Source organism: Agromyces agglutinans, assembly GCF_009647605.1.
GTDB classification, from domain to species: domain Bacteria; phylum Actinomycetota; class Actinomycetes; order Actinomycetales; family Microbacteriaceae; genus Agromyces; species Agromyces agglutinans.
The window spans coordinates 238822-264422 of sequence record NZ_WJIF01000001.1 but is presented as its reverse complement, the minus strand read 5'-3'; the positions used below and the strand labels follow the sequence as shown (position 1 = coordinate 264422).

The 25601-nt window shown below is 70.6% G+C and carries 26 protein-coding genes; 16 read left to right on the top strand and 10 right to left on the bottom strand.

Features of this window, described 5'->3' with window-relative positions; genetic code table 11:
- The 9 genes from uvrC (at nt 1) to GE115_RS01245 (ending at nt 8519) form a co-directional block, all read left to right on the top strand.
- Nucleotides 1-1986 carry an excinuclease ABC subunit UvrC gene (uvrC, locus tag GE115_RS01285; protein WP_153683012.1) on the top strand — a complete coding sequence of 662 codons (1986 nt, stop codon included), beginning with the start codon at nt 1-3 and terminating at the stop codon, nt 1984-1986.
- A gap of 34 nt (nt 1987-2020) precedes the next feature.
- Nucleotides 2021-2896, top strand: a complete 876-nt coding sequence (rapZ, locus tag GE115_RS01280) for an RNase adapter RapZ (protein WP_153683011.1) — start codon at nt 2021-2023, stop codon at nt 2894-2896.
- A gap of 37 nt (nt 2897-2933) precedes the next feature.
- Entirely contained in the window at nt 2934-3914 is a 981-nt protein-coding gene (whiA, locus tag GE115_RS01275; protein ID WP_312854767.1) for a DNA-binding protein WhiA, read from the top strand.
- A 145-nt stretch (nt 3915-4059) separates the two neighbouring features.
- The gene (locus tag GE115_RS01270; protein ID WP_153683009.1) at nt 4060-4686 is read left to right on the top strand and encodes a superoxide dismutase; all 627 of its coding nucleotides are present in this window, start codon (nt 4060-4062) and stop codon (nt 4684-4686) included.
- 94 nt (nt 4687-4780) lie between these two features.
- Complete coding sequence (gene gap / locus GE115_RS01265) at nt 4781-5788, top strand: type I glyceraldehyde-3-phosphate dehydrogenase (protein WP_312854766.1); 1008 nt, start codon at nt 4781-4783, stop codon at nt 5786-5788.
- Between the two features lie 10 nt (nt 5789-5798).
- The gene (locus GE115_RS01260) at nt 5799-7013 is read left to right on the top strand and encodes a phosphoglycerate kinase (protein WP_312854765.1); all 1215 of its coding nucleotides are present in this window, start codon (nt 5799-5801) and stop codon (nt 7011-7013) included.
- Nucleotides 7004-7792, top strand: a complete 789-nt coding sequence (gene tpiA / locus GE115_RS01255; RefSeq protein WP_153683007.1) for a triose-phosphate isomerase — start codon at nt 7004-7006, stop codon at nt 7790-7792. Before GE115_RS01260 ends, tpiA begins: the two co-directional genes overlap by 10 nt.
- A gap of 97 nt (nt 7793-7889) precedes the next feature.
- Nucleotides 7890-8141 (top strand): preprotein translocase subunit SecG, encoded by a 252-nt coding sequence (secG, locus tag GE115_RS01250; protein WP_312854764.1) that lies wholly within the window; start codon nt 7890-7892, stop codon nt 8139-8141.
- Between the two features lie 12 nt (nt 8142-8153).
- Entirely contained in the window at nt 8154-8519 is a 366-nt protein-coding gene (locus tag GE115_RS01245) for an RNA polymerase-binding protein RbpA (RefSeq protein ID WP_153683006.1), read from the top strand.
- 133 nt (nt 8520-8652) lie between these two features.
- On the opposite strand, the gene pgl is transcribed toward GE115_RS01245, so the two are convergent.
- Genes pgl through tkt form a run of 6 tightly spaced genes read right to left on the bottom strand, consistent with a single transcriptional unit; the run spans nt 8653 to nt 16768 of the window.
- Nucleotides 8653-9423: a 6-phosphogluconolactonase gene (pgl, locus tag GE115_RS01240; RefSeq protein ID WP_153683005.1), complete on the bottom strand. Its 771-nt coding sequence runs from the start codon at nt 9421-9423 to the stop codon at nt 8653-8655.
- Complete coding sequence (locus GE115_RS01235) at nt 9420-10394, bottom strand: glucose-6-phosphate dehydrogenase assembly protein OpcA (protein WP_312854763.1); 975 nt, start codon at nt 10392-10394, stop codon at nt 9420-9422. Before GE115_RS01235 ends, pgl begins: the two co-directional genes overlap by 4 nt.
- On the bottom strand, nt 10391-11932 hold the full coding sequence (gene zwf, locus GE115_RS01230; RefSeq protein ID WP_153683003.1) for a glucose-6-phosphate dehydrogenase: 1542 nt from the start codon (nt 11930-11932) through the stop codon (nt 10391-10393). The genes GE115_RS01235 and zwf overlap by 4 nt, the downstream gene beginning before the upstream one ends.
- 11 nt (nt 11933-11943) lie before the next feature.
- Nucleotides 11944-13545 (bottom strand): glucose-6-phosphate isomerase, encoded by a 1602-nt coding sequence (locus GE115_RS01225; RefSeq protein WP_153683002.1) that lies wholly within the window; start codon nt 13543-13545, stop codon nt 11944-11946.
- Complete coding sequence (gene tal, locus GE115_RS01220) at nt 13542-14651, bottom strand: transaldolase (protein ID WP_153683001.1); 1110 nt, start codon at nt 14649-14651, stop codon at nt 13542-13544. The genes GE115_RS01225 and tal overlap by 4 nt, the downstream gene beginning before the upstream one ends.
- A gap of 23 nt (nt 14652-14674) precedes the next feature.
- Nucleotides 14675-16768: a transketolase gene (gene tkt, locus GE115_RS01215; RefSeq protein ID WP_312854762.1), complete on the bottom strand. Its 2094-nt coding sequence runs from the start codon at nt 16766-16768 to the stop codon at nt 14675-14677.
- Between the two features lie 325 nt (nt 16769-17093).
- On the opposite strand from tkt, the gene GE115_RS01210 reads away from it, so the two are divergent.
- Nucleotides 17094-18014: a heme o synthase gene (locus tag GE115_RS01210; RefSeq protein ID WP_153683000.1), complete on the top strand. Its 921-nt coding sequence runs from the start codon at nt 17094-17096 to the stop codon at nt 18012-18014.
- Between the two features lie 57 nt (nt 18015-18071).
- On the opposite strand, the gene GE115_RS01205 is transcribed toward GE115_RS01210, so the two are convergent.
- Both GE115_RS01205 and GE115_RS01200 read right to left on the bottom strand, forming a co-directional pair.
- The gene (locus GE115_RS01205; RefSeq protein ID WP_153682999.1) at nt 18072-18665 is read right to left on the bottom strand and encodes a gamma carbonic anhydrase family protein; all 594 of its coding nucleotides are present in this window, start codon (nt 18663-18665) and stop codon (nt 18072-18074) included.
- Entirely contained in the window at nt 18662-19594 is a 933-nt protein-coding gene (locus tag GE115_RS01200; RefSeq protein ID WP_312854761.1) for a COX15/CtaA family protein, read from the bottom strand. The genes GE115_RS01205 and GE115_RS01200 overlap by 4 nt, the downstream gene beginning before the upstream one ends.
- 253 nt (nt 19595-19847) lie before the next feature.
- On the opposite strand from GE115_RS01200, the gene sufB reads away from it, so the two are divergent.
- The 6 genes from sufB to GE115_RS01170 are packed head-to-tail and all read left to right on the top strand — an operon-like array spanning nt 19848 to nt 24841.
- Nucleotides 19848-21266 carry a Fe-S cluster assembly protein SufB gene (sufB, locus tag GE115_RS01195; protein WP_153682998.1) on the top strand — a complete coding sequence of 473 codons (1419 nt, stop codon included), beginning with the start codon at nt 19848-19850 and terminating at the stop codon, nt 21264-21266.
- A 29-nt stretch (nt 21267-21295) separates the two neighbouring features.
- Nucleotides 21296-22456, top strand: a complete 1161-nt coding sequence (gene sufD / locus GE115_RS01190) for a Fe-S cluster assembly protein SufD (protein WP_153682997.1) — start codon at nt 21296-21298, stop codon at nt 22454-22456.
- 1 nt (nt 22457) lies between these two features.
- On the top strand, nt 22458-22811 hold the full coding sequence (locus GE115_RS01185) for a non-heme iron oxygenase ferredoxin subunit (RefSeq protein ID WP_312854760.1): 354 nt from the start codon (nt 22458-22460) through the stop codon (nt 22809-22811).
- A 56-nt stretch (nt 22812-22867) separates the two neighbouring features.
- Nucleotides 22868-23650, top strand: a complete 783-nt coding sequence (gene sufC / locus GE115_RS01180) for a Fe-S cluster assembly ATPase SufC (RefSeq protein WP_153682996.1) — start codon at nt 22868-22870, stop codon at nt 23648-23650.
- A 20-nt stretch (nt 23651-23670) separates the two neighbouring features.
- Nucleotides 23671-24000, top strand: a complete 330-nt coding sequence (locus GE115_RS01175; protein ID WP_127793508.1) for a metal-sulfur cluster assembly factor — start codon at nt 23671-23673, stop codon at nt 23998-24000.
- A gap of 7 nt (nt 24001-24007) precedes the next feature.
- Nucleotides 24008-24841 (top strand): methyltransferase domain-containing protein, encoded by an 834-nt coding sequence (locus GE115_RS01170; protein ID WP_153682995.1) that lies wholly within the window; start codon nt 24008-24010, stop codon nt 24839-24841.
- 89 nt (nt 24842-24930) lie between these two features.
- Here GE115_RS01170 and GE115_RS01165 read toward each other — a convergent pair whose 3' ends face one another.
- Nucleotides 24931-25152, bottom strand: a complete 222-nt coding sequence (locus GE115_RS01165; RefSeq protein ID WP_153682994.1) for a hypothetical protein — start codon at nt 25150-25152, stop codon at nt 24931-24933.
- Nucleotides 25152-25601, bottom strand: a complete 450-nt coding sequence (locus tag GE115_RS01160) for a GNAT family N-acetyltransferase (protein WP_153682993.1) — start codon at nt 25599-25601, stop codon at nt 25152-25154. The genes GE115_RS01165 and GE115_RS01160 overlap by 1 nt, the downstream gene beginning before the upstream one ends.

Below are 25601 nucleotides of genomic sequence, written 5' to 3'. Positions count from 1 at the left end.
ATGGGCATCGCACCGTCGATCGCTTCGGGCGTGCCGTATCGCCCGAAGCCGGGGGAGATCCCCACCTCACCCGGGGTGTACCGGTTCTGCGACGCCGACGGCCGGGTGCTGTACGTCGGCAAGGCGAAGAACCTCAGGGCGCGCCTGTCGAACTACTTCGCCCCGCTGCGCACCCTGCACGAGCGCACGCGGCGGATGGTGCTGAGCGCGGCATCCGTCGAGTGGACGGTGGTGGCCAGCGACGTCGAGGCGCTGAACCTCGAGATCACCTGGATCAACGAGCTGAAGCCGCCCTTCAACGTGCGGTTCAAGGACGACAAGTCCTACCCGTACCTCGTGGTGACGCTCGCCGACGAGGCGCCGCGTGCGATGGTGTCCCGCAAGCGGGGCATCCCGGGCGCCCGGTACTTCGGGCCGTACCCCAAGATGTGGGCGGTCACCGACACGCTCGAGATCCTCACGAGGATCTTCCCGATCCGCACGTGCAAGGACAGCGACTACCGGCGGGCCATGGCGACCGGCAAGCCCTGCTTCGCCGGTCAGATCGGCCGTTGCTTCGGGCCGTGCTCGGGCAAGGTGACGATCGAGGAGCACCGTGAGAACGTCGACCGGTTCGTCGCCTTCATGCAGAACCAGGATCCGCGCATCATGCGCGAGCTCGAACGCGAGATGCGGCAGGCCGCCGCGGTGCAGGACTACGAGACCGCCGCGCGCAAACGCGACGAGCTGCAGGCGGCCACCGCCTTCTTCGAGAAGAGCGCGGTCGTGCTCGGCGATCGCGTCGACCTCGACGTGTTCGGCATCGAGCACGACGAACTCGCCGCGGCCGTGCACCTGTTCATGGTGCGCGGCGGCCGCATCCGCGGCGAGCGATCCTGGACCGTCGACAAGGAGCTCGACGTGCCGCTCGGCGAACTCGTCGACTCGGTCGTGCAGAACGCCTACGGACACGACCTGGTGCCGGCGCGCGAAGTCGTGGTGCCCGAGCTGCCCGACGACGCCGAGGCGCTCGAATCGTGGCTGGGCGAGCGTGCGGGTCGTCGGGTCGAGCTTCGCGTCGCGCATCGCGGCGCCAAGGCGTCGCTGCTCGAGACGGCGACGCGCAACGCCAAGCAGTCGCTCATGCTCTACAAGACCCGTCGCAGCGCCGACTTCACGACGCGATCGCGAGCCCTCGAAGACATCCAGGAGGCGCTCGGCATGCCGGATGCCCCGCTCCGCATCGAGTGCTACGACGTGTCGCATCTCTCGGGCACGAACATCGTCGCGTCGATGGTCGTCTTCGAAGACGGTCTGCCGCGCAAAGACGAGTACCGTCGGTTCACCATCCCCGCCTCGAGCGACGACACCGACTCGATCCACCAGGTGCTGACGCGACGGCTCGCGTATCTACGCGGCGGGGATGGCGAGGAAGCAGCAGCGACCGGCGCCGACGAGCCCACCGCGGCCGCGCACGCGGAGACCGCGACCGTCGAGAACGCCGTCGCCGAGGCATCCGATGCACCTGTCGCGCCCGAGCGTCGCAAGAAGTTCGCCTACCGGCCCAACCTGCTGGTCGTCGACGGCGGCCAGCCGCAGGTCGAGGCCGCGGCACGGGCGCTCGCGGAGTCCGGCGTCCAGGGCATCACGCTCTGCGGCATCGCGAAGCGGCTCGAGGAGATCTGGACGCCCGACTCCGACTACCCCGTGATCCTGCCGCGCAACTCCGACGCGCTCTTCCTGTTCCAGCGCATCCGCGACGAGGCGCATCGGTTCGCCATCACGCACCAGCGCCAGCGGCGCAAGCGCGACATCGGCACGGTGCTCTCCGAGATCCCGGGCCTCGGACCGGCGCGCGTGAAGGAACTGCTCCGCCACTTCGGCTCGGTCGCCAGGCTGAAGGGCGCGAGCGAGGCCGACATCGCCGAGGTGAAGGGCATCGGGCCGACCCTCGCGGCGACGATCCGCTCGACGCTCCACGCCGACGCGGCGCCGGGGCCCCGGTAGGGTGGTGGGAGCGAACGAGAGGGGGCGCCCGCCGATGGGAGACGAGGCCGAGCGTCAGGAGATGCTCATCGTCACCGGCATGTCCGGGGCGGGCCGCTCGACCGTCGCGAACGCGCTCGAGGACCTCGGCTGGTACGTGGTCGACAACCTCCCGCCGCAGATGCTGCGCCCGCTCGTCGAACTCGTCGAACGAGCCGGCGCGACCCTCCCGCGCATCGCCGCCGTCGTCGACGTCCGCGGTCGCGACTTCTTCGCCGAGCTGCAGGACATCATCCAGGCGCTTCGCACCGGCGTGAGCGTCCGAGTGGTCTTCCTCGACGCGACGGACGCCGCGCTGGTGCGGCGGTTCGAATCGGTGCGCCGACCGCACCCGCTGCAGGGCGACGGTACGATCCTCGACGGCATCACGGCCGAGCGCACCCGCCTGCAGGCGGTCCGCGAGATGAGCGACATCCTCATCGACACGTCCGACCTCAACATCCACCAGCTCGCCAACCGGGTGACCGAGAGCTTCGCCGAGACCGGCGCGGCGGGCCTTCGCGTGACCGTCGTGAGCTTCGGCTTCAAGTACGGGCTGCCGGCTGACGCGGACCTCGTGGTCGACGCCCGGTTCCTCCCGAATCCGTTCTGGCTGCCCGAGCTGCGTCCGCTGACCGGCACCGACGCGGCCGTGTCCGACTACGTGGTCGAGCAGGAGGGCGCGCTCGAGTTCCTCGACGCCTACGCGGCGGCGCTCGCGCCGATCTTCGCCGGCTACCAGCGCGAGAACAAGCGCCATGCCACGGTGGCGATCGGATGCACCGGCGGCAAGCATCGCTCGGTCGCGCTCGCGCGCGAGCTGGCGGCGCGGATCGAGCGGATGCCGGGCGTCGCGGTGGCCGTGAAGGACCGCGACCTGGGTCGGGAATGACCGGCGTCGCGATGAGTACGACAGATTGGAAACACAGGTGGCATTGACCGCGGACGTGAAGGAAGAACTCGCTCGGGTCGAGGTGTCGAAGACGAGCGTCCGCGCGGCCGAGCTGGCCTCCGTACTCCGGTTCGCCGGCGGACTGCACCTCATCTCGGGCCGCATCGCGATCGAGGCCGAGCTGGACTCGGCGACCGTCGCGAAGCGCGTGACGCGCGACCTCGGGGAACTCTACGGCGTGCGTCCCGACGTGTCGGTGATCTCGGCCTCCGGCATCCGCCGGCAGAACCAGTACCTGGTGCGCGTGCTCGAGGGGGGCGAGACGCTCGCCCGGCAGACCGGGCTCCTCGACGCTCGGCGCCGACCGGTTCGGGGACTCCCGAACCGATTGACGACCGGCTCCCGAGACGAGGTCGCCGCCGTGTGGCGCGGGGCGTTCCTCGCGCACGGCAGCCTGACCGACCCGGGCCGCTCGGCGGCGCTCGAGGTCACCTGCCCCGGCAACGAGACGGCGATGGCCCTCGTGGGTGCCGCCGGGCGCCTCGGCGTCTCGGCGAAGGCGCGGGAGGTCCGCGGCGTGCATCGAGTGGTCGTGCGCGACGGTGAGGCGATCAGCGCGATGCTCACGCTCATGGGCGCGACCGGCACCGTGCGCAACTGGGAGGAGCTGCGCCAGCGGCGGGAGGTGCGCGCGACCGCGAACCGCCTCGTCAACTTCGACGATGCGAACCTGCGGCGCTCGGCCCAGGCGGCCGTCGCGGCGTGCGCACGGGTCGAGCGGGCCATGGAGATCCTCGGCGACGACATCCCCGGGCACCTCAAGTACGCCGGTGAACTGCGCCTGGCCCACCGCGAGGCGAGCCTCGACGAGCTCGGCCATCACGCCGACCCGCCGATGACGAAGGACGCGGTCGCCGGCCGCATCCGGCGACTGCTCGCGATGGCAGACAAGCGTGCGGCCGATCTCGGGATTCCGGGCACCGAGGCGAGCCTGCCCGCCGACTTCGACGTCGTCTGACCCCCGGCGCTCGCCCCGCCGCGCGCACTTGGACGCGGTGTGACGCAACCCCCGGGCAGGTGCCCGCCCGCCGGGCATAGAGTGGGACGAGCTGCGGTTCACCCGAGCGGAGGCCCGGGAACCCGGCATCTGACAAGGAGAAGCAATGGCTGACTACACCCTCCCCGAACTCGCCTACGACTACGCGGCGCTCGAGCCGTCGATCAGCGGCCGCATCATGGAGCTGCACCACTCGAAGCACCACCAGGCCTACGTGACGGGCGCGAACACCGCACTCGCCCAGCTCGCCGAGGCGCGCGAGACCGGCAACCTCGCGAACGTGAACAAGCTGGAGAAGGACCTCGCCTTCAACCTCGGCGGCCACGTCAACCACTCGATCTTCTGGACCAACCTCTCGCCGAACGGCGGCGACAAGCCGACCGGCGAGCTCGCTGCGGCGATCGACGACCAGTTCGGCTCGTTCGACGCGTTCCAGGCGCACTTCACGGCGACGGCGCTCGGCGTGCAGGGCTCTGGCTGGGCGGTGCTCGCGTGGGATTCCCTCGGCCAGCGGCTGATCATCGTGCAGTTCTTCGACCAGCAGGGCAACCTGCCCGCGGGCATCGTGCCGCTGCTCATGCTCGACGTCTGGGAGCACGCGTACTACCTCGACTACCAGAACGTCCGCGCCGACTACGTGAAGGCCTTCTGGAACATCGCCGACTGGGCGAACGTCCAGCAGCGCTTTGACGTCGCCCGCGAGCGCACCTCGGGGCTGCTGCTACTGTCATAGCGGATGGGTGTCCCCGGACACCGTCCGGGGACACCGCCGTCCGGCTACACATCGAGAACCCGCGCGCTCGCGCACGTCCAACAGGAGTTACTCCGTGTCCGTAAAGATCGGCATCAACGGCTTCGGCCGCATCGGCCGCAACTACTTCCGTGCCGCGCTCGCCCAGGGCGCCGACCTCGAGGTCGTCGCCGTCAACGACCTCACCGACAACAAGACGCTCGCTCACCTGCTCAAGTACGACTCGATCACGGGCCGTCTCGACGCGTCGGTCGAGTACGACGACGAGAACCTCATCGTCGACGGCAAGGCCATCAAGGCGTTCGCCGAGCGCGACCCCGCCAACCTGCCCTGGGGCGAGCTCGGCGTCGACATCGTCATCGAGTCGACGGGCTTCTTCACGAAGGCCGCCGACGCGCGCAAGCACCTCGACGCCGGCGCGAAGAAGGTCCTGATCTCGGCACCCGCGACCGACGAGGACGCCACGTTCGTCATGGGCGTGAACGAGGACTCGTACGACCCGGCCTCGCACCACATCATCTCGAACGCGTCGTGCACGACGAACTGCCTCGCACCGCTCGCGAAGGTCTTCAACGACGAGTTCGGCATCGAGCGCGGCCTGATGACCACGGTGCACGCCTACACGGCCGACCAGAACCTCCAGGACGGCCCGCACAAGGACCTCCGCCGGGCTCGCGCAGCTGCGCTGAACATCGTGCCGACCTCGACCGGCGCCGCGAAGGCGATCGGCCTCGTGCTGCCCGAGCTCATCGGCAAGCTCGACGGCTTCGCGCTGCGCGTGCCCGTGCCCACCGGCTCGATCACCGACCTCACCGTGACCGCGTCGCGCCCCGTCACGGTCGACGAGGTCAAGGCCGCCTACAAGAAGGCCGCCGCCGAGGGACCGCTCAAGGGCATCCTGAAGTACACCGAGGACGAGATCGTCTCGAGCGACATCGTGACCGACCCGCACTCGTCGATCTTCGATGCGGGCCTCGTGCGCGTCATCGGCGACCAGGTGAAGCTCTCGGCGTGGTACGACAACGAGTGGGGCTATTCCAACCGCCTCGTCGACCTCACCGAGTACGTCGCCGAGCGTCTCTGAATCGAGCATCGTGACCCTGCGAACGATCGATTCCCTCGGTCCGCTCGCCGGCAGGCGCGTCGTCGTCCGTTGTGACCTGAACGTCCCCCTGAAGGACGGCAGCATTACGGACGACGGCCGCGTGCGGGCGTCGGTGCCGACCATCCAGGCCCTCACGGGCCAGGGCGCCCGCGTCATCGTGGTCTCCCACCTCGGGCGCCCCGAAGGAGCCCCCGACCCGAAGTACAGCCTCGCGCCGGTCGCCGTGCGCCTCGGCGAGCTCCTCGGCGCGCCCGTCGCCTTCGCGACCGACACGGTCGGCGAAGACGCCGCGGCGAAGACCGCGTCGCTCGGCGACGGCGAGGTGCTCGTGCTCGAGAACCTGCGCTTCAACGCGGGCGAGACCGCGAAGGACGACGCCCAGCGCGGCGCCTTCGCCGAGCAGCTCGCGGCGTTCGCCGACGCGGTCGTCTCCGACGGCTTCGGCGTGGTGCACCGCAAGCAGGCGAGCGTGTACGACCTCGAGCAGCTGCGGCCCAGTGCCGCCGGCCTGCTGATCGCCGCCGAGCTCGACGTGCTCGACCGCCTCACCGAGTCGCCCGAGCGGCCCTACGCGGTCGTCCTCGGCGGCTCGAAGGTCTCCGACAAGCTCGGCGTGATCGAGCACCTCCTGCCTCGCGTGGACTCGCTCCTCATCGGCGGCGGCATGCTGTTCACGTTCCTCGCAGCCCAGGGCCACCCCGTGGGGTCGAGCCTGCTCGAGGCCGACCAGATCGAGACCGTGCGGCGCTACCTGGCCGAGGCAGAGGAGCGCGGGGTCGAACTGCTGCTGCCGACCGACGTCGTGGTCGCGGCGTCGTTCTCGGCCGACGCGGAGCATGTGGTCACCGCCGCCGACGCGATCGAGCAGACGCCGTTCGGCGAATCGGGCCTCGGCCTCGACATCGGCCCCGACACCGCGGCGGCGTTCGCGGAGCGCATCCGCGCGTCGAAGACCGTCTTCTGGAACGGGCCCATGGGCGTGTTCGAGCTGGCGCCCTTCGCCGAGGGCACGCGACAGGTCGCGCAGGCGCTGACCGAGGTCGACGGCCTCAGCGTGGTCGGCGGCGGCGACTCGGCCGCGGCCGTGCGTCAGCTCGGATTCGCCGACGACGCATTCGGTCACATCTCGACGGGCGGGGGCGCGAGCCTCGAGTTCCTCGAGGGCAAGCAGCTCCCCGGACTGGAGGTCCTCGGATGGCAGTAGCACGTACCCCGTTCATCGCCGGAAACTGGAAGATGAACCTCGACCACCTGCAGGCGATCGCCTTCGTGCAGAAGCTCGCGTGGTCGCTCGCCGACGCGAAGCACGACTTCGCCGATGCCGAGGTCGCGGTCTTCCCGCCGTTCACCGACCTCCGTTCGGTGCAGACGCTCGTCGTCGCCGACACCCTGCCGGTCGCCTATGGCGCGCAGGATGTCTCGGCGCACGACTCCGGCGCCTACACCGGCGAGATCTCGGGGGCGTTCCTCGCGCAGCTCGGCTGCCGGTACGTCATCATCGGCCACTCGGAGCGACGTACGCTGCACCACGAGACCGACGCCGACGTCAACCGCAAGGTCCTCGCGGCCCAGCGTCACGGCATCGTGCCGGTGCTCTGCGTCGGTGAGACGGCGGAAGATCTCGAGGCGCACGGCGCGAGCGCGGTGCCCGTGGCCCAGCTCCGCGCGGCCCTCGAGGGCGTCGACGGCTCCAAGGAGCTCGTCATCGCCTACGAGCCCGTCTGGGCGATCGGCTCCGGCCAGGCGGCGACGCCCGCGCAGGCCGAGCAGGTCGCGGCGGCGCTGCGCGGCGTCGTCGCCGAGGTCTTCGACGACGAGACCGCGAAGGCCACTCGCATCCTGTACGGCGGCTCGGTGAAGGCGGCGAACATCGCGGCGTTCATGCGCGAGCCGAACGTCGACGGGGCGCTGGTCGGCGGCGCGAGCCTCGACATCGACGAGTTCTCGAGCATCGCGCGCTTCTCCAAGCACGTCGGCGCCTGAGCCGTATCGGCCGCGGCCCGCCTGCGAGGCTGGCCGCGGCCACTCGTTATACTCGAATGTCGGCACGGCAGCACGTCGTGCCCGGAAAGGGTTCACCGTGGAGATTCTCCAGGTCGTCCTGCAGGTGCTGCTCGGCCTCACGAGCCTCCTGCTGACGCTGCTCATCCTGCTGCACAAGGGCCGCGGCGGGGGCCTGTCCGACATGTTCGGCGGCGGCGTGACCTCCAGCCTCGGCGCCTCCGGTGTCGCCGAGCGAAACCTCAACCGCATCACGATCATCCTCGGCCTCATCTGGGTCGCGTGCATCGTGGTGCTGGGTCTCATCACCAAGTTCGACGCCGGACTCTGACGGGGGAGCGACATGCCATCAGGTAACAGCGCCATCCGCGGGTCGCGCGTCGGCGCGGGCCCCATGGGCGAACAGGACCACGGCTTCCACGCCGACCGCATCGCAGTGAGCTACTGGGACGCCCTCGGCAACGAGACCGTCCGCTACTTCGCCGCGAACCTGCCGTCCGAAGAGATCCCCGACGTGATCGACAGCCCGTCGACCGGGCTCCCGGCCGGCCGCGATCGCGAGAACCCTCCCGCCCTCGCGAAGGCCGAGCCGTACAAGACGCACCTCGCCTACGTGAAGGAACGCCGCACCGAGGCCGAGGCCGAGACGCTGCTCGAGGAGGCGCTCGAACAGCTCCGTGCGCGTCGCGGCACGAACGCACCCAAGTAGCCGCTGCCGTCGACGCGGCGGCGCAGGCGGATACGCGAGAGGCCGGCTCATTCGAGCCGGCCTCTCGCGTATGGGATGCGGACACTGGTGCGGGTGAGCACGTGCGTGCGGATGCACGCACGGAACGCGCCGCTCAGTACTCGCGGGCGATGAGCTCCTCGGGCACTTCCGAGGCGGCCGCCTGGTCGATGAAGAACACCGTGCGCCGGCGGCCCTTGATGCCCGCGACGGGCACCTCGTCGCGGCTCGCGCCGGCGAGGGCCAGCCCCAAGGCCGACGCCTTGTCGGCGCCCGCGAGCACGAGCCAGATGCGCTGCGAGCCGTTGATCACGGGTCGCGTGAGGCTCAACCGCTCGGGCGGCGGCTTGGGGGAGTTGCGAACAGGGATCACCGTGCGGTCGGTCACCCGGATGCCCGACCGATGCGGGAACAATGACGCGATGTGCCCATCGGGACCGACCCCGAGGAACGCGATGTCGAACACCGGGTGTGCGAGCCCGTCGGTGCCGAACCGCGCGAGGTCCTCGGCGTACGACGCCGCGGCGGAGTCGAGGTCGAGCCCCGAGTCGGCGGACGGCATCGCGTGCACCTGCTCTGCCGGGATCTCGAGCCGGTCGAGCAGCGCGTCGCGCGCCTGCCGGTCGTTGCGCTCGGGATCGCCGTCGGGCAGCCAGCGCTCGTCGCTCCACCAGAAGTGCACCCGGCTCCAATCGAGCGAGGTGCGGGCGGGGGAGGCCCAGACGGCATCGAGCACGGCGGAAGCCATGCTCCCGCCGGTCAGCGAGAGGTGCGCGATCTCCTGGGCGTCGAGGATGTCGAGCGTCTTCGTGATGAAACGCGCGGCGACCGCCCCGGCGAGTGATTCCTGGTCGGGGTGCACCAGCACTCGCCGCTCGTTCGTCATCGAAGCGCCTCCTGGGGGGCCGGGGCCGACTCGACGCCGATGAGTTCGGCGAGACCGACGGTGATCACCTCACCGTACAGCTCATCGGGGTCCAGTCGGCGTAGCTCGTCGGCCAGGCAGTCGCGCAGGTTCCGCCGTGGCAGCGCCAGGTCGTGCGTCGGCTGCCCGGGCTGGCGGAGCGTCGCGACACCCGGGAGGTCGCGGACGAGCTCGATCGCGCCGGACGGGCGGTCGAGGACGACGCCGCGGATGCCGTGCGAACCCTCCTCGACCGGCGTGAGCCGATACTGCGTCTCCGCGCCGAGCTGCATGCGCAGCCACGCCGCGAGCAGCGTGGTCGACGGCGAGTCGATCGAGCCGGTCACCTCGACGTCGGTCACCGACTCGTAGGGCGGCTGGTCGAGTACCGCAGCCAGCTGGGCGCGCCACAGGGTCAGCCGGGTCCACGCGAAGTCCGCATCGCCGGGGGAGTAGTTCGCCGCGAGGACGCGCAGCGCCGCCTGCGGGTCGACCTGCGCCGAGGCATCCGTGATGCGACGCTGGGCGATGCGGCCGAGCGGCGACTCGCCGGGGCGGTCGGGCGCCTGGCCCGGCCACCAGGTGACCACGGGGGCATCCGGCAGCAGCAGGCCCATGACGAGGCTCTCCTCGTCGCCGGCGGCGGCCCCGCACGCGCGCAGCACGATGACCTCGCTCGCGCCGGCGTCGCCGCCGACGCGGATCTCCGCGTCGAGTCGCGACGGTGCGCCCGCGTCCTCGGCGTCGGCGGTCGTCGAGACCACGATGACGCGCATCGGATGCTCCCGCGACGCGTCGTTCGCGGCCTCGATCGCTTCCTCCTCGGCGCCCGAGCGGGTCGCGATGACGAGCGTCAGCACGCGCCCGAGGGCGACGGCGCCGCCCTCCTCGCGGATCTTGACGAGCGCCTTCGAGATCGCGCTGGTGGTGGTGTCGGGCAGGTCGACGATCACGGGCGCCTCCAGGTTCGGCCGTCGCGGGCGAGGAGCTCGTCGGCACTCGACGGCCCCCAGGTACCGGGGCGATACTGCTCGGGCTGCCCCTGCGTCGCCCAGAACTCCTCGATCGGGTCGAGGATCTTCCAGGAGAGTTCGACCTCCTCCTGGCGCGGGAACAGCGGCGGGTCGCCGAGCAGCACGTCGAGGATGAGTCGTTCGTACGCCTCGGGGCTGGCCTCGGTGAAGGCGTGGCCGTATCCGAAGTCCATGGTGACGTCGCGCACCTGCATGCCGGCGCCGGGGACCTTCGACCCGAATCGGATCGTGACCCCTTCGTCGGGCTGCACCCGGATCACGAGGGCGTTCTGGCCGAGCTGCGAGGTCTGGCTGTCGGCGAAGACCTGCTGCGGCGCACGCTTGAAGACCACGGCGATCTCGGTGACGCGGCGCCCGAGGCGCTTGCCGGCGCGCAGGTAGAACGGCACGCCCGCCCAGCGGCGGGTGCCGATGAGCAGCTTCATGGCCGCGTACGTCTCGGTCGTCGACTCCGGGTTCATGCCGTCTTCGTCGAGGAACCCGACGACCTTCTCACCGCCCTGCCATCCGCCCGCGTACTGCCCGCGCGCGGTGCCGGTCGCAAGATCCTCGGGGAGCCGTACGGCGGCGAGGATCTTCTCCTTCTCGGCGCGGAGGTCGGCCGCGTCGAACGAGATCGGCTCCTCCATCGCCGTGAGGGCGAGCAGCTGCAGCAGGTGGTTCTGGATGACGTCGCGAGCCGCGCCGATGCCGTCGTAGTAGCCCGCGCGACCGCCCACGCCGATGTCCTCGGCCATCGTGATCTGCACGTGGTCGACGTGGTTGGCGTTCCAGATCGGCTCGTACAGCTGATTCGCGAAGCGCAGCGCCAGGATGTTCTGGACCGTCTCCTTGCCGAGGTAGTGGTCGATGCGGAAGACCGAGTCGGGCGGGAAGACCGACGCGACCACGTCGTTCAGCTCGCGTGCGGTCTTCAGGTCGCTGCCGAACGGCTTCTCGATGACGACGCGTCGCCACTGGCCGTCCTTCTGCTCCGTGAGGCCCGAGCGCTTGAGCTGCTCGGTCACGAGCGGGAAGGACTTCGGCGGGATCGACAGGTAGAACGCGTGGTTGCCCATCGTTCCCCGGTCGCGGTCGAGCCGCTCGACGACCTCGCGCAGGCGATCGAAGGCGGCGTCGTCGTCGAAGTCGCCCTGGACGAAGCGGATGCCCCGCGCCAGCTGCTTCCAGACGTCTTCGCGGAACTCGGTCCGGGAGTACTGCTTGACCGAGTCGTGGACGACCTGCTCGAAGTCCTGGTCCTCCCAGTCGCGGCGGGCGAACCCGACGAGCGCGAAGCCGGGCGGCAGGAGTCCGCGGTTGGCGAGGTCGTAGACCGCCGGCATCAGCTTCTTGCGGGCGAGGTCGCCCGTGACGCCGAAGATGATGAGGCTCGAGGGACCCGCGATGCGGTTCAGGCGGTAGTCCTTGGGCGACCGGAGCGGGTTGTCGCCCGCGGTGATCGTGGCGGGTTGCATGCCGATGCCGATCAGCTGATCGCGTCGCGGACCACCGCGAGCTGCGAGGTCGGGTCGGTGAGGGTGAGCGTGAGCACCGGACGCCCGTGCTCGGCCAGGACGCTCGCGTCACCCGACGCCTGCGCGGCGATCAGCTCGCCGAACGTGAACGGCCGGTCGGGGATGTCGAGGTCGTCAACCGGACGCTGCGCGAGCTGCAGGAACGCGCCCACCGCCGGACCGCCCTTGTGGAACTGCCCGGTCGAGTGGAGGAACCGCGGGCCCCAGCCGAACGTCACCGGACGCCCGGCGCGCGCCGCGAGGAGGTCGCGGAGCTCGGCGAACTCGGGATGCGCAACTCGGTCGACATAGGCCTGCACCGAGAGGTAGCCGTTCGCGGGCAGCTCCTCGAGGAGCACGTCGATGGCCGACACGAGGTCGCTGGCGGCGCCGATCACCTCGGGCGTGCCGCGGACCTCGATGCCGTCGGCCACGAACGCGGCCGGGGCGGGTTCGGGGCGGGCGTCGAGGAGGCCGCGAGCGGCGATCTTCGCCGACTCGACGTCGGGCTGGTCGAACGGGTTGATGCCGAGCAGGCGCCCGGCGACCGCGGTCGCGTACTCCCAGACGAGCAGCTGTGCTCCGAGCGTTCCCGAGACGAGGATCTCGCCCGAGTCGCCGTCGAACACGCGGTCGCCCGCGTCGGCGACGAGGCGCACGACCTGGACGTCGGGAAGGCCCGCCGACAGCTCGGGGGCGCCGGGCTCGAGCACGACCGGCAGCAGGCCGGTGCCCTCCTTGCCGGTGGACTCCGCGATGAGCTGCTCGGCCCAGTCGGCGAAGCCGACGACGTGCGTGCCGTCGGCGACGATCGCGAGCTTGTCGCGAAGCGGAGCCGTCGCGGCGATGGCGGCGCCGAGGATGAGGCCTGGGTTGTCGTCGGCGTCGACCGCGAGCGAGAGCTCGATCGCCTCCGCCTCGTCGAGGATCTCGGCGATGTCGACACCCGCGAGCCCCGAGGGCACCAGGCCGAATGCCGTGAGCGCCGAGTAGCGGCCTCCGACGTTCGGGTCGGCGTTGAACACGCGGTAGCCCGCGGCCCGCGCCGATTCGTCGAGCGGCGAGCCCGGGTCGGTCACCACGACGATGCGCGTCGTGGGATCGATGCCGGCCTCGGTGAAGGCTCGTTCGTACGCGCGGCGCTGGCTGTCGGTCTCGACCGTGGAGCCCGACTTCGACGACACCACGAGCGCCGACGAGGCGAGCCGGTCGGCGAGCGCCGCCCGGACCTGGCCGGGCTCGGTCGAGTCGAGCACGGTGAGCGCGGCACCCGCGGTGCGCGTGATCACCTCGGGCGCGAGCGAGGATCCGCCCATGCCGCCGAGCACGATGTGGTCGACGCCGGCCGCGCGCAGCTCGTCGCGCAGCGCGACGATCTCGGCGACGAGCGGGCGCGAGACCGCGACGGCCTCGGTCCAGCCGAGGCGCTTGGACGCCTCGGCCTCGGCCGCACCGCCCCAGAGCGCCGGGTCTTGAGCGGTGATGCCCGACGCGACGCGGTCGGCGACGAGGGCGGGCACCGTGCGGCGGACGGCCTCGGCGGCGGCCCCGCTGACCGCGATGCGGAAGCTCATCGTGCGGCCTCCAGCGCCTCGCGCACCGTGCCGAGCAGCTCGTTCCACGAGACGATGAACTTCTCGACGCCCTCGCGCTCGAGGAGCGCGGTCACGTCGTCGTAGTCGACGCCGGCGTTCGCGAGGGCATCGAGCACCTCGCCCGCGGCCGCGTACGAGCCGGTCACGGTGTCGCCCGTGATCTCGCCGTGGTCGAAGGTCGCCTCGAGCGTCTTCTCGGGCATCGTGTTGACGACGCCCGGGGCGACGAGCTGCGTGACGTAGAGGGTGTCGGGCAGCGCCGGGTCCTTGACGCCCGTCGACGCCCAGAGCGGGCGCTGCCGGTTGGCGCCGGCCTCGAGCAGCGCGGTCGCGCGCTCGGTCGCGAAGGCCTGCTCGAACAGCTCATAGGCCAGCTGCGCGTTGGCCACGCCCGCCTTGCTCTTCAGGGCGAGGGCCTCGTCGGTGCCGATCGCCTCGAGGCGCTTGTCGATCTCGGTGTCGACCCGAGAGACGAAGAACGAGGCGACCGAGTGGATCGTCGACAGGTCGATGCCCGCGGCCTTCGCCTGCTCGAGGCCGGCCAAGTAGGACTCGATCACCTGGCGGTAGCGCTCGAGGCTGAAGATGAGCGTGACGTTGACGCTGATGCCCGCGGCGATGGTGTCGCGGATGGCGTCGAGGCCCTCGACCGTCGCGGGGATCTTGATCATCGCGTTCGGTCGGTCGACCTTCGCCCAGAGCTGCTTCGCCGAGGCGATCGTGCCGGCCGTGTCGTGCGCGAGATCGGGCGCGACCTCGATCGAGACCCGGCCGTCGAATCCGCCGCTGCGGTCGAAGACGGGCCGGAACACGTCGGACGCGGCGCGCACGTCGTCGGTCGTGATCTCGAAGACCGCCTCGTCGACGTCGACGCCGCCCACCGCGAGGTGGTGCAACTGGTCGGCGTACGCCGCGCCGTTCGAGAGGGCGCCCGCGAAGATGGTGGGGTTCGTCGTGACGCCGACGACGTCGCGCTCGGCGATCAGTCGCTCGAGGTCGCCCGTGGCGAGGCGCTGGCGCGACAGGTCGTCGAGCCAGATGCTGACGCCGGCCTCGGAGAGGGCGGCGGTGGGGGTGGTGCTCATGGCGATGTTCTCCTTCTGCTCGCTCACGCGGAGGCGAGCGATTCCTTCGCGGCGGCGACGACGGCTTCGGTCGTGATGCCGAATTCGCGGAACAGGGTCTTGTAGTCGGCGGAGGCGCCGAAGTGCTCGATCGACACGCTGCGACCGCGGGGGCCCACGTAGCGCTGCCAGCTCAGGGAGACGCCGGCCTCGACGGAGACCCGCGCCGTGACCGAGGCGGGGAGCACGGACTCGCGGTAGGCGGCATCCTGCTCCTCGAACCATTCGAGGCTCGGTGCCGAGACGACGCGCGCCTGCACGCCCTCAGCGGCGAGCTGCTCGCGCGCGGCGACCGCGAGCTGCACCTCGGAGCCGGTCGCGATGAGGATGACGTCGGGCGAGCCCGACGGCGCCTCGGCGAGCACGTATGCGCCCTTCGCGACGTTGGCGGCCGAGGCGAGCACGTCGCCCGACGCCTCGCCGTCGCCGCGCTCGAACACGGCGATGTTCTGGCGGGTGAGCGCGATGCCGGCGGGGGCGTCGCGGCGCTTGAGGATCTCGAGCCACGCGTACGAGACCTCGTTCGCGTCGGCCGGGCGCACGACGGTGAAACCGGGGATCGCGCGCAGCGTCGCGAGCTGCTCGATCGGCTGGTGGGTCGGGCCGTCTTCGCCGAGCGCGACCGAGTCGTGCGTCCAGACGAAGATCGAGGGCACCTGCATGAGCGCAGCCAGGCGGACCGCGGGCCGCATGTAGTCGCTGAAGATGAGGAACGTGCCGCCGAAGGCGCGCGTGGGCCCGTGCAGCACGATGCCGTTGACGATCGCGCCCATGGCGTGCTCGCGGATGCCGAAGTGCAGCACCCGCCCGTACGGGTTGCCCGAGAACTCGTGGGTCGACCACTGCTCGGGGATGAACGACGCCGCGCCGTTGATCGTCGTGAGGTTCGACTCGGCCAGGTCGGCCGAACCGCCCCAGAACTCGGGCAGCTGCGGGGCGAGGGCGTTGATGACCTTGCCCGAGGCCGCGCGGGTCGACACCTCGGTGCCGCCCTCGAACACGGGCAGGGCGGACTCGATGCCCTCGGGCAGCTCGCCGGCCTCGAGCCGGTCGAGCAGCGCCTTGCGCTCGGGATTCGCGGCGGCCCAGGCGTCGAACGCGACCTGCCACTCGGCATGCGCGGCGGCACCGCGCTCGCGTGCGGCGCGGGTGTGCGCGATCACGTCGTCGGCGACGACGAACGCCTGCTCGGGGTCGAAGCCGAGCACCTCCTTCGTGGCGGCCAGCTCCGACGCGCCGAGCGCCGAGCCGTGGATCTTGCCGGTGTTCTGCTTGCCGGGGGATGGCCAGCCGATGATCGTCTTCAGGATGATGATCGAGGGCTTCGCCTGCTCGCCCTTCGCAGCCTCGAGCGCCGCGTGGAGCTCGGCGACGTCCTCGACGTACTGGCCCGTCTTCTTCCAGTCGACGGTCTGCACGTGCCAGCCGTACGCCTCGTAGCGTGCGGCGACGTCCTCGGTGAAGGCGATGTTCGTGTCGTCCTCGATCGAGATCTGGTTCGAGTCGTAGATGACGACGAGGTTGCCCAGCTGCTGGTGACCGGCCAGCGAGGATGCCTCGCTCGTCACGCCCTCCTGGAGGTCGCCGTCGCCGGCGATGACGTACACGAAGTGGTCGAACGGGCTCTCGCCGGCGGGAGCCTCGGGGTCGAACAGGCCGCGCTCGAATCGCGACGCGTATGCGAAGCCCACCGCGGACGCGAGGCCCTGGCCGAGCGGGCCGGTGGTGATCTCCACGCCCTCGGTGTGGCCGTACTCGGGGTGGCCGGGGGTCTTCGAACCCCACGTGCGCAGCGCCTTCAGGTCGTCGAGCTCGAGCCCCGAGCCCTCGAGGTAGAGCTGGACGTACTGGGTGAGCGAGCTGTGGCCGGCCGACAGGATGAACCGGTCGCGACCGAGCCAGCGGGTGTCCGACGGGTCGCGCCGCATGACCTTCTGGAAGAGGAGGTAGGCGGCGGGAGCCAGGCTCATCGCCGTACCCGGGTGCCCGTTGCCGACCTTCTCGACCGCGTCGGCGGCGAGCACGCGCGCAGTGTCCACCGCACGGTCGTCGATGGGATCCCAGTGCAGAGTTGCCACGAGGTGTGTGTTCCTTCCGATCGTGGCGGCATCAGGGGAGCCGAGGGCCCCCGGACCCGCCGGGATACGCTTCGGCGCGGTGGAGCCCGGCGACTGTGTGCGGGAGGTGGCGTCAGGGGGACGGCACACCGAATCCGCGCCACCGGGCGCGCTCCGTTCACTATAACGAGTGCGTGACCCCGCGTGACGGGACATGACTCACATGTCCGGGGGGTTGACGTGAGCGGCGCGACACGTGTTCGACACGCCGTCGAAGTCGGATGGCCTAGAATCGGAGACGGTTCGCGCGCACGTACGAGCGCGCCCGCGAGCCGGAAGAGGAACGATGCAGGCAGCAGTAGACACCCACGAGGTCCGACCGGCGGCGACCCTCCGTCGAAAGGCGGCAGCGTACCTCGCCCTCACCAAGCCCCGCGTGATCGAACTGCTGCTCGTCGTCACGGCGCCGACGATGATCCTCGCGCAGCAGGGCCTGCCGAACCTCTGGCTCATGGTGGCGACGCTGATCGGCGGCGCGATGAGCGCGGGCTCGGCCGGCGCCTTCAACTGCTACATCGACCGCGACATCGACCGGGTCATGAAGCGCACCGAGAACCGGCCGCTCGTCACCGGCGAACTCACCGATCGCCAGGCCCTCGTCTTCGCCTACGCCCTGGGCGTGGCATCCATCGCCTGGCTCTGGATCTTCACGAACTGGGTCGCCGCGCTGCTCTCGCTGGCCGCGATCCTGCTGTACGTCGTCTTCTACAGCCTGATCCTCAAGCGCCGCACGGCGCAGAACATCGTCTGGGGCGGCGTCGCCGGCTGCATGCCCGTGCTGATCGGCTGGGCAGCGGTCACCGGCAGCCTCGACTGGGCGCCGTTCATCCTGTTCCTCATCATCTTCCTGTGGACGCCGCCGCACTACTGGCCGCTGTCGATGAAGTACAAGGACGACTACGCGGCCGCCGGCGTGCCCATGCTCGCGGTCGTGCGCGGACGCGCGCAGGTCGGGCTGCAGGTCATCCTCTACGCGTGGGCGACGGTCGCGTGCTCGCTGCTGCTGATCCCGATCGCCGACATGGGCCTCGTGTACACGGCCACCGCGCTCGTCGCGGGCGGCTGGTTCGTGTACGAGACGCACCGGCTCTACAACCTCGCGATCCGGCATGAGCAGGTGTCGCCGATGCGGGTCTTCCACGGCTCGATCATGTACCTGTCGCTGCTGTTCCTCGCGGTCGGCATCGACCCGCTGCTGCCGTTCTAGTCGGGTCCGACTCGCGACCGAGGGCGGCCGCCGCCGCACGAATGCGGGAGCCGGCGCTCAGCCGAGGATCTCGTCGTCGTCGTGCGGGGCGTAGAAGGCGGACTGGCGCCGCATGATCTCGGCCATGCCGGCGTCGCGGTCGACGCCGTACACCGTGCCGGGGAAGTCGAGGGTGCGCTGGACGGCCCAGATCTCCTCGTGGTGATCGGGGCTGTACAGCTCCGCGGGTGCGCCGACCGCTACCCATCCGATCGGGACGACGGCACCGGCATCCAGCGTCGTGTTCACCTGCACGACGGCGTTGATGCGCACCTCGGCTCCATCGCCGACGACCGCGCCGGGGAAGACGGAGGCGCCCGTCGCGATGAACGCGCGGTCGCCGATCGCCGCGCCGTTCACGTGCGCGTGGGGTCCGATCATCACGTGAGCCCCGATGATCGCCGGATGTCCCGCGCGGCCGCGCACGACGGCGTGCTCGAGCACGACGGTGTCCTTGCCGACCGCCACCGTGCCGTCCTCGGCCGTGAGGACTGCGCCATGCAGGATCCGCGCGCCCGCCGCCACCGTCACGTCGCCCGACACGATCGCGCCGGGTGCGACCGTCGCATCGGGATGGATGCGCGGCACCGCGCCGCGGTGCGCGATCCTCATCGCGACGCCGCGACGGATGCCTCGGCCGGGCGCTCGGCCGCGGCCGGACGCTTGAGGCGGAGGATCACCACGGTCATCGTGGCCGCCGTGAGCGCGGCGAGCACCATGTGGATGCCGACGAGCAGCGGCGGAAGTCCGTTGCGCGCCTGGTAGAGGCCGACCGCGATCTGCACGAGCTCGATCAGCAGCAGCACCAGCGACCAGCGCAGCGTCGGGAGTCCGAGTCGCCAGGCGCCGATGACGAGCGCGAGGGTCAGGGCCAGCAGCGCGTACCCGGGCCACGCGTGCACGTGCTCGAGCAGCTCGGCGTGGAACCCGTTGCGACCGGCCGCCGCATCGCCCGAGTGGGGACCCGCCCCGGTCGTCAGGACGCCGAAGACGATCGTGAGCGCCAGCACCGCGCTCGTGGCGTGCGTGACGCCCTGGTACCAGCCGGGCACGGCGCGTTCACGGGGGCCCGCCTCCTCGCGCATCCGAACGAGGAACGCGGCGGTCACGCAGACGAGGGCGAGCGACGAGACGTAGTGGAACCCGACGATGAACGGGTTGAGGCCGGTCCACACCGTGACGCCGCCGACGATCGCCTGGGCCACGACGCCCAGCAGCACGATGAGCGCGAGCGTCCAGAGGTCGCGACGCTCGCGGCGCAGCCGCCAGACCAGCACGACCACGATCACGGCGACGATGCCGACCACGCCGGTCATCAGCCGGTTCCCGAACTCGATCAGGCTGTGGTACGTCAGTTCCTCGGTCGGGATGAGCGAGTCGGCCGTGCAGGTGGGCCAGGTGGGGCATCCGAGACCCGACCCGGTGAGGCGCACCGCGCCGCCGGTCGCGATGATGACCGTCTCGACGACGAACGAGAGCCACGCGAAGAAGCGGATGCGCCCGTCGACGCGGTCGGGGAGCCAGGCGGCGAAGCGGTGCACGGGGGGATCGTTCCTCACTGGGGCCGTGCTGTGACGGTGCCGTGAGTCCGGCACCGGGGGCCGCGCGACCCTGTAGTCTTGATGGGTTGAGGCATCCGGTCGTCGCACGCGAAACGGCGGCGAACAGGTTCCCCAGCCATCTTAGGTTCGCACTGGAGCCGCCCGCACATCACCGCTGATCGCCCGCACCTCGACGCGCGAGAGGCGGTGAGCCGGACTGATAGCCGGTCGCACGGGAGGAGAAGAGGAGCACATGACGGACGTACTGATCGACCGCCCCGAGCTGGAGGGCCTCGGCGTCTACGAGTTCGGCTGGGCCGACTCCGACAGCGCCGGCGCATCCGCCCGTCGCGGCATCTCGCCGGAGGTCGTCTCCGACATCTCCGCGCTGAAGCAGGAGCCCGAATGGATGCTCCAGCGGCGCCTGCGCGCGCTGCAGCTCTTCGAGCGGAAGCCGATGCCCTCGTGGGGGGCCGACCTCTCGGAGATCGACTTCGACAACATCAAGTACTTCGTCCGCTCGACCGAGAAGCAGGCCCAGACCTGGGAGGACCTGCCCGAGGACATCCGCAACACCTACGAGCGCCTCGGCATCCCCGAGGCCGAGCGCCAGCGCCTCGTCGCGGGCGTCGCCGCCCAGTACGAGTCCGAGGTCGTCTACCACCAGATCCGCGAGGACCTGGAGGAGCAGGGCGTCATCTTCCTCGACACCGACACCGCGCTCAAGGAGCACCCCGAGATCTTCGAGGAGTACTTCGGCACGGTGATCCCCGCCGGCGACAACAAGTTCGCCGCGCTGAACACCGCGGTGTGGTCGGGCGGCTCGTTCGTCTACGTCCCGAAGGGCGTCCACGTCGAGATCCCGCTGCAGGCCTACTTCCGGATCAACACCGAGAACATGGGCCAGTTCGAGCGGACCCTGATCATCGCCGACGAAGACTCCTACGTCCACTACATCGAGGGCTGCACCGCGCCGATCTACAAGTCGGACTCGCTGCACTCGGCCGTGGTCGAGATCATCGTGAAGAAGAACGCCCGCGTGCGCTACACGACGATCCAGAACTGGTCGAACAACGTCTACAACCTCGTCACCAAGCGCGCGGTCGCCCACGAGGGCGCCACCATGGAGTGGATCGACGGCAACATCGGCTCGAAGGTCACGATGAAGTACCCGTCGATCTTCCTCATGGGCGAGCACGCCAAGGGCGAGACCCTCTCGGTCGCCTTCGCCGGGCCGGGCCAGCACCAGGACGCCGGCGCGAAGATGATCCACATGGCGCCGTACACGCAGTCCTCGATCGTGTCGAAGTCGATCGCGCGCGGGGGCGGCCGGGCCGGCTACCGCGGCGAGGTCCGCGTCGACGCGAACGCGCACCACTCGGCCAACACCGTGCGCTGCGACGCCCTGCTCGTCGACACCATCTCGCGCTCCGACACGTACCCGGCGATCGACATCCGCGTCGACGACGTGCAGCTCGGCCACGAGGCCACGGTCTCCAAGGTGAGCGAAGAGCAGCTGTTCTACCTCATGTCGCGCGGCATGCCCGAAGACGAGGCGATGGCCATGATCGTGCGCGGCTTCATCGAGCCGATCGCGCGCGAGCTGCCGATGGAATACGCGATGGAACTCAACAAGCTCATCGAGATGGGCATGGAAGGATCGGTGGGCTGACGGTGACCGCCCCCCAGCAGAGCACAGCCATGCCCACAGCCGAACAGCACGGCATCCGTGCGCACTCCGACGGAGCCGGCGCCGTCGTGCCCGTGCAGACCCGTTCCGAGCGCTTCTGCTCGGCGGACGTCGCCGACTTCGCACCCGTCAACGGGCGCGAGCACGAGTGGAAGCTCTCGCCCGTCGCGACCTTCGCCGACCTGACCGGAGGCGAGCTCGACGGCTCGCGCACGCCGGTCGAGTCCGTCGAGGCAGAGGGCGTGTCGGTCTCGTGGATCGGTCGCGACGACGTCCGCATCGGCACCGCCGGCCTGCCGGAGGATCGAGGCTCGGCGAACGCGTGGTCCTCGTTCGGCGAGGCGATGCTGATCGCCGTCACCGGTGAGGAGCAGAAGACCGCGAGCGTCACGCGCACGGCCCTCGGTTCCGCGCCCCGCGCGGCGCACACCGTCATCGAGGCGGCGCCGAACAGCCGCGGCCTCGTGGTGCTGCGCGGCACGGGCGACGCGCGACTCGTCGAGAACGTCGAGATCCTCGTGGGCGAGGGCGCGAACCTCACCGTCGTCTCGCTCCAGGAGTGGAGCGACGACTCGGTGCACCTCGCGAGCCACTTCGCCCGGGTCGGCCGGGACGCGAAGCTCAAGCACATCGTCGTCTCGCTCGGCGGCAAGGTCGTGCGGCTGAACCCGTCGACCCACCTCGCCGAGCAGGGCGGCGACGTCGAGGCCCTCGGCCTCTACTTCTCCGACGCGGGCCAGCACCTCGAGCAGCAGGTGTACGTGCACCACGACGCCCCGCACACCCGCTCGCGGGTCACCTACAAGGGTGCGCTGCAGGGCGAGGGCGCGCGCACCGTGTGGATCGGCGACGTGCTCATCGGCAACGCCGCGGTCGGCACCGACAGCTACGAGCAGAACCGCAACCTCGTGCTCACCGACGGCACGCGCGCCGACTCGGTGCCGAACCTCGAGATCGAGACCGGTGACATCGAGGGCGCCGGCCACGCGTCGGCGACCGGCCGGTTCGACGACGAGCAGTTGTTCTACCTCATGGCCCGCGGCATCCGCGAAGAGGAGGCGCGACGCCTGGTCGTCCGCGGATTCCTCACCGAGATCGTGCAGCAGATCGGCTCGCCCGAGCTCGAGGAGCACCTCATCGCCGCACTCGAAGCCGAACTCCAGGGGAGCTGACGTGGCATCCGTTCGGGTCTGCGGGGTCGACGACCTCGCCGTCAACCAGGCCTCGCGCTTCGTCGTCGGGGGAGTGCCCATCGCGGTCGTGAAAGACGCCGCGGGCGAGATATTCGCGATCGGCGACGTGTGCACCCACGGCGACATCTCCCTCTCCGAGGGCTTCGTCGAGGAGTCCCCGTCGGCCGGCAACGCCGACGGGCCCACGCTCGAGTGCTGGGCACACGGTTCCCAGTTCTCGCTCCGTACCGGCAAGCCGCTCACCCTCCCGGCCTACGAGCCGGTTCCCGCCTACCAGGTCCAGGTCGAGGGCGGCGACGTCCTGATCGACCCGACGGTCACCCTGGCCGTCTGACCCGAACCATACTTCCGGCCGACCAGGCCGCATCCGACCGAAGGAAGAACCACCTCATGTCCGTGCTCGAGATCAAGAACCTGCACGTCAACGTCGAGACCGACCAGGGCACCCGCGAGATCCTCCGCGGCGTCGACCTGGTGATCAACGAGGGCGAGATCCACGCCATCATGGGGCCCAACGGCTCCGGCAAGTCGACGCTCGCCTACACGATCGCCGGCCACCCGAAGTACACGGTCGTCGACGGCGAGATCCTGCTCGACGGTGAGAACGTGCTCGAGATGTCGGTCGACGAGCGCGCTCGCGCCGGCCTCTTCCTCGCGATGCAGTACCCCGTCGAGATCCCGGGCGTCACGGTCACGAACTTCCTGCGCACGGCGAAGACGGCGATCGACGGGGAGGCGCCGGCGATCCGCACGTGGCTGAAGGACGTCCGCGGCGCGATGTCGAACCTCAAGATGGACCAGGCCTTCGCCGAGCGCAACGTCAACGAGGGGTTCTCAGGCGGCGAGAAGAAGCGCAACGAGATCCTCCAGCTCGAGTTGCTGAAGCCGAAGTTCGCCGTGCTCGACGAGACCGACTCGGGTCTCGACGTCGACGCGCTGAAGATCGTCTCGGAGGGCGTGAACCGCGCGCACCAGACGACCGGCCTCGGCATCCTGCTGATCACGCACTACACGCGCATCCTCCGCTACATCAAGCCCGACTTCGTGCACGTGTTCGTGGCCGGCCGCATCGCCGAGCAGGGCGGCCCCGAGCTGGCCGATCGCTTGGAAGAAGAGGGCTACGACCGCTACCAGGTCGCCGAGTCGGCCGTCGTCGAGGCCGCCGCCGAGTAGGCGGCGCGTAGACTCGAGACATGGTCACCTCACTCGCCCCGGAGAAGTTCGACGAGGTCACCGAGGCCCTGAAGGACGTGGTCGACCCCGAGCTCGGGGTCAACGTCGTCGACCTCGGCCTGATCTACGACCTCGGGTGGGACGACGAGCACGACGCGCTCGTCATCCACATGACGCTGACCAGTGCGGGATGCCCCCTCACCGACGTGCTCGAAGAGCAGACCGCCGAGGCACTCGACGGCGTCGTCGACCAGTTCCGCATCAACTGGGTGTGGATGCCGCCGTGGGGCCCCGAGCGCATCACCGACGACGGCCGCGACATGATGCGCGCGCTCGGCTTCGCGATCTGATCGGCGGATGACTCCTCCGAAGGCGCCCGATCCGGCGGACCGCGACGCGTACACCCACGGCCACCACGAGAGCGTGGTGCGCACGCATGCGAGCCGCGACGTGGCCAACTCGGCGGCGTACCTCGTCCCGCACCTGCGGCCGGGACTGCGCGTGCTCGACGTCGGGTCGGGCCCGGGATCGATCACCGTCGACCTGGCCCGCCACGTGGCTCCGGGCGGGTCGGTGCTCGGCGTCGACGCCTCGGCGGCGATCGTCGAGCAGGCCCGCGAGCTCGCCGCGACGAGCGGCGTCGAGGGGGTCGGGTTCGCCGTCGGCGACGCGTACGCCCTCGACCACCCCGACGGCAGCTTCGACGTCGTGCATGCCCACCAGGTGCTCCAGCACCTCGCGAGGCCGATCGAGGCCCTGCGCGAGTGGCGGCGCGTGCTGAGGCCGGGCGGCCTGCTGGCCGTCCGCGAGGTCGACTACGGCGGTGTCATCTGGAACCCCTCGGCGAGTGGACTCGCCCGATGGCTCGAACTCTACGACGACGTGCACCGATGGAACGGCGGCGAGCCGAACGCGGGCCGGCACCTTACGAACTGGGTGCGCACGGCCGGATTCGACGACGTCCACGCGAGTGCCTCGCTCTGGCTGTTCGCGAGCCCCGCGGAGCGCGAGTGGTGGGGCACGGCGTGGGCCGAACGCGCCACGCGGTCGCAGTTCGCCACGCACGCCGTCGAGTCGGCGCACGCGACGCCCGGAGAACTCGAGGAGATCGCCTCGGCCTGGCGCGCGTGGGTCGCCGACCCCGACGGTTGGTTCCTCATGCCGCACGGCGAGATCGTCGCGCGCGCCTGACGGCGCGCGGCTGCTCACCGGGGCCGACTGCCTGCGGCGGTGCGGCGCCGCCCCATGGCGGAGGCGCCCCGGTCAGCGACGGGGGACCGTCACCAGTCCTCGTCGGAGTCGTGCACGTCGGCGATGACGTCGCGCACCACGGTGCCGTCGTCGAGCTCGGCGATCGGCCGGCCCTCGAGCCAGGTCAGCGTCCAGTGCCGGCCGCCGCCGTCGGCGTGCTCGGCCTCGACGGCCGCGATGCGGCCGCGGATCTCGGCCGGGACCGACGCGGGCGGCTCGACGCCGAAGGGCCAGCGGGTGCCGAGCTGCATCAGGCGTCCATCTCGTAGAGCACCCAGTCCGTGCGGCGAGCCAGCGAGTCGTACAGCGCCTGCGCCTCGGTGTTGGCGGCCGCGGTGATCCAGCTCACGCCGCCGCCGAGCTCGGCCGCCCGGGCGTGCACGTGCTCGATCAGGGCTCGGCCGATGCCGTCGCGTCGATGGTCGTCGGCGACGAACAGGTCGTCGATGAAGCATCCGGTGGTGCCGGTGAGCGTGTCGGGCACGGCCCGGAAGTGGGCCAGGCCGATCGGCGTCCCCTCATCGTCGACGGCGAGCGCGGCCTCGAGCGGGTTCGCCGGGTCGCGCAGCCAGTTCCAGACGATGAGCGCCTTCGCGTCGTCGAGCTCGCGCTCGTAGAACCGGCAGTACCCCTCGAACAGCGGCAGCCAGCCGAAGAAGTCGTCTTCGCCGGCGGGCCGGATCTCGGTCTGCGTGGTCAT

Excerpts from the sequence above, each read along its gene's own strand:
- uvrC (WP_153683012.1), top strand. The coding sequence starts at position 1 with ATGGGCATCGCACCGTCGATCGCTTCGGGCGTGCCGTATCGCCCGAAG.
- rapZ (WP_153683011.1), top strand. The coding sequence starts at position 2,021 with ATGGGAGACGAGGCCGAGCGTCAGGAGATGCTCATCGTCACCGGCATG.
- GE115_RS01270 (WP_153683009.1), top strand. The coding sequence starts at position 4,060 with ATGGCTGACTACACCCTCCCCGAACTCGCCTACGACTACGCGGCGCTC.
- tpiA (WP_153683007.1), top strand. The coding sequence starts at position 7,004 with ATGGCAGTAGCACGTACCCCGTTCATCGCCGGAAACTGGAAGATGAAC.
- GE115_RS01245 (WP_153683006.1), top strand. The coding sequence starts at position 8,154 with ATGCCATCAGGTAACAGCGCCATCCGCGGGTCGCGCGTCGGCGCGGGC.
- pgl (WP_153683005.1), bottom strand. The coding sequence starts at position 9,423 with ATGACGAACGAGCGGCGAGTGCTGGTGCACCCCGACCAGGAATCACTC.
- zwf (WP_153683003.1), bottom strand. The coding sequence starts at position 11,932 with ATGCAACCCGCCACGATCACCGCGGGCGACAACCCGCTCCGGTCGCCC.
- GE115_RS01225 (WP_153683002.1), bottom strand. The coding sequence starts at position 13,545 with ATGAGCTTCCGCATCGCGGTCAGCGGGGCCGCCGCCGAGGCCGTCCGC.
- tal (WP_153683001.1), bottom strand. The coding sequence starts at position 14,651 with ATGAGCACCACCCCCACCGCCGCCCTCTCCGAGGCCGGCGTCAGCATC.
- GE115_RS01210 (WP_153683000.1), top strand. The coding sequence starts at position 17,094 with ATGCAGGCAGCAGTAGACACCCACGAGGTCCGACCGGCGGCGACCCTC.
- GE115_RS01205 (WP_153682999.1), bottom strand. The coding sequence starts at position 18,665 with ATGAGGATCGCGCACCGCGGCGCGGTGCCGCGCATCCATCCCGATGCG.
- sufB (WP_153682998.1), top strand. The coding sequence starts at position 19,848 with ATGACGGACGTACTGATCGACCGCCCCGAGCTGGAGGGCCTCGGCGTC.
- sufD (WP_153682997.1), top strand. The coding sequence starts at position 21,296 with ATGCCCACAGCCGAACAGCACGGCATCCGTGCGCACTCCGACGGAGCC.
- sufC (WP_153682996.1), top strand. The coding sequence starts at position 22,868 with ATGTCCGTGCTCGAGATCAAGAACCTGCACGTCAACGTCGAGACCGAC.
- GE115_RS01175 (WP_127793508.1), top strand. The coding sequence starts at position 23,671 with ATGGTCACCTCACTCGCCCCGGAGAAGTTCGACGAGGTCACCGAGGCC.
- GE115_RS01170 (WP_153682995.1), top strand. The coding sequence starts at position 24,008 with ATGACTCCTCCGAAGGCGCCCGATCCGGCGGACCGCGACGCGTACACC.
- GE115_RS01165 (WP_153682994.1), bottom strand. The coding sequence starts at position 25,152 with ATGCAGCTCGGCACCCGCTGGCCCTTCGGCGTCGAGCCGCCCGCGTCG.
- GE115_RS01160 (WP_153682993.1), bottom strand. The coding sequence starts at position 25,601 with ATGACCACGCAGACCGAGATCCGGCCCGCCGGCGAAGACGACTTCTTC.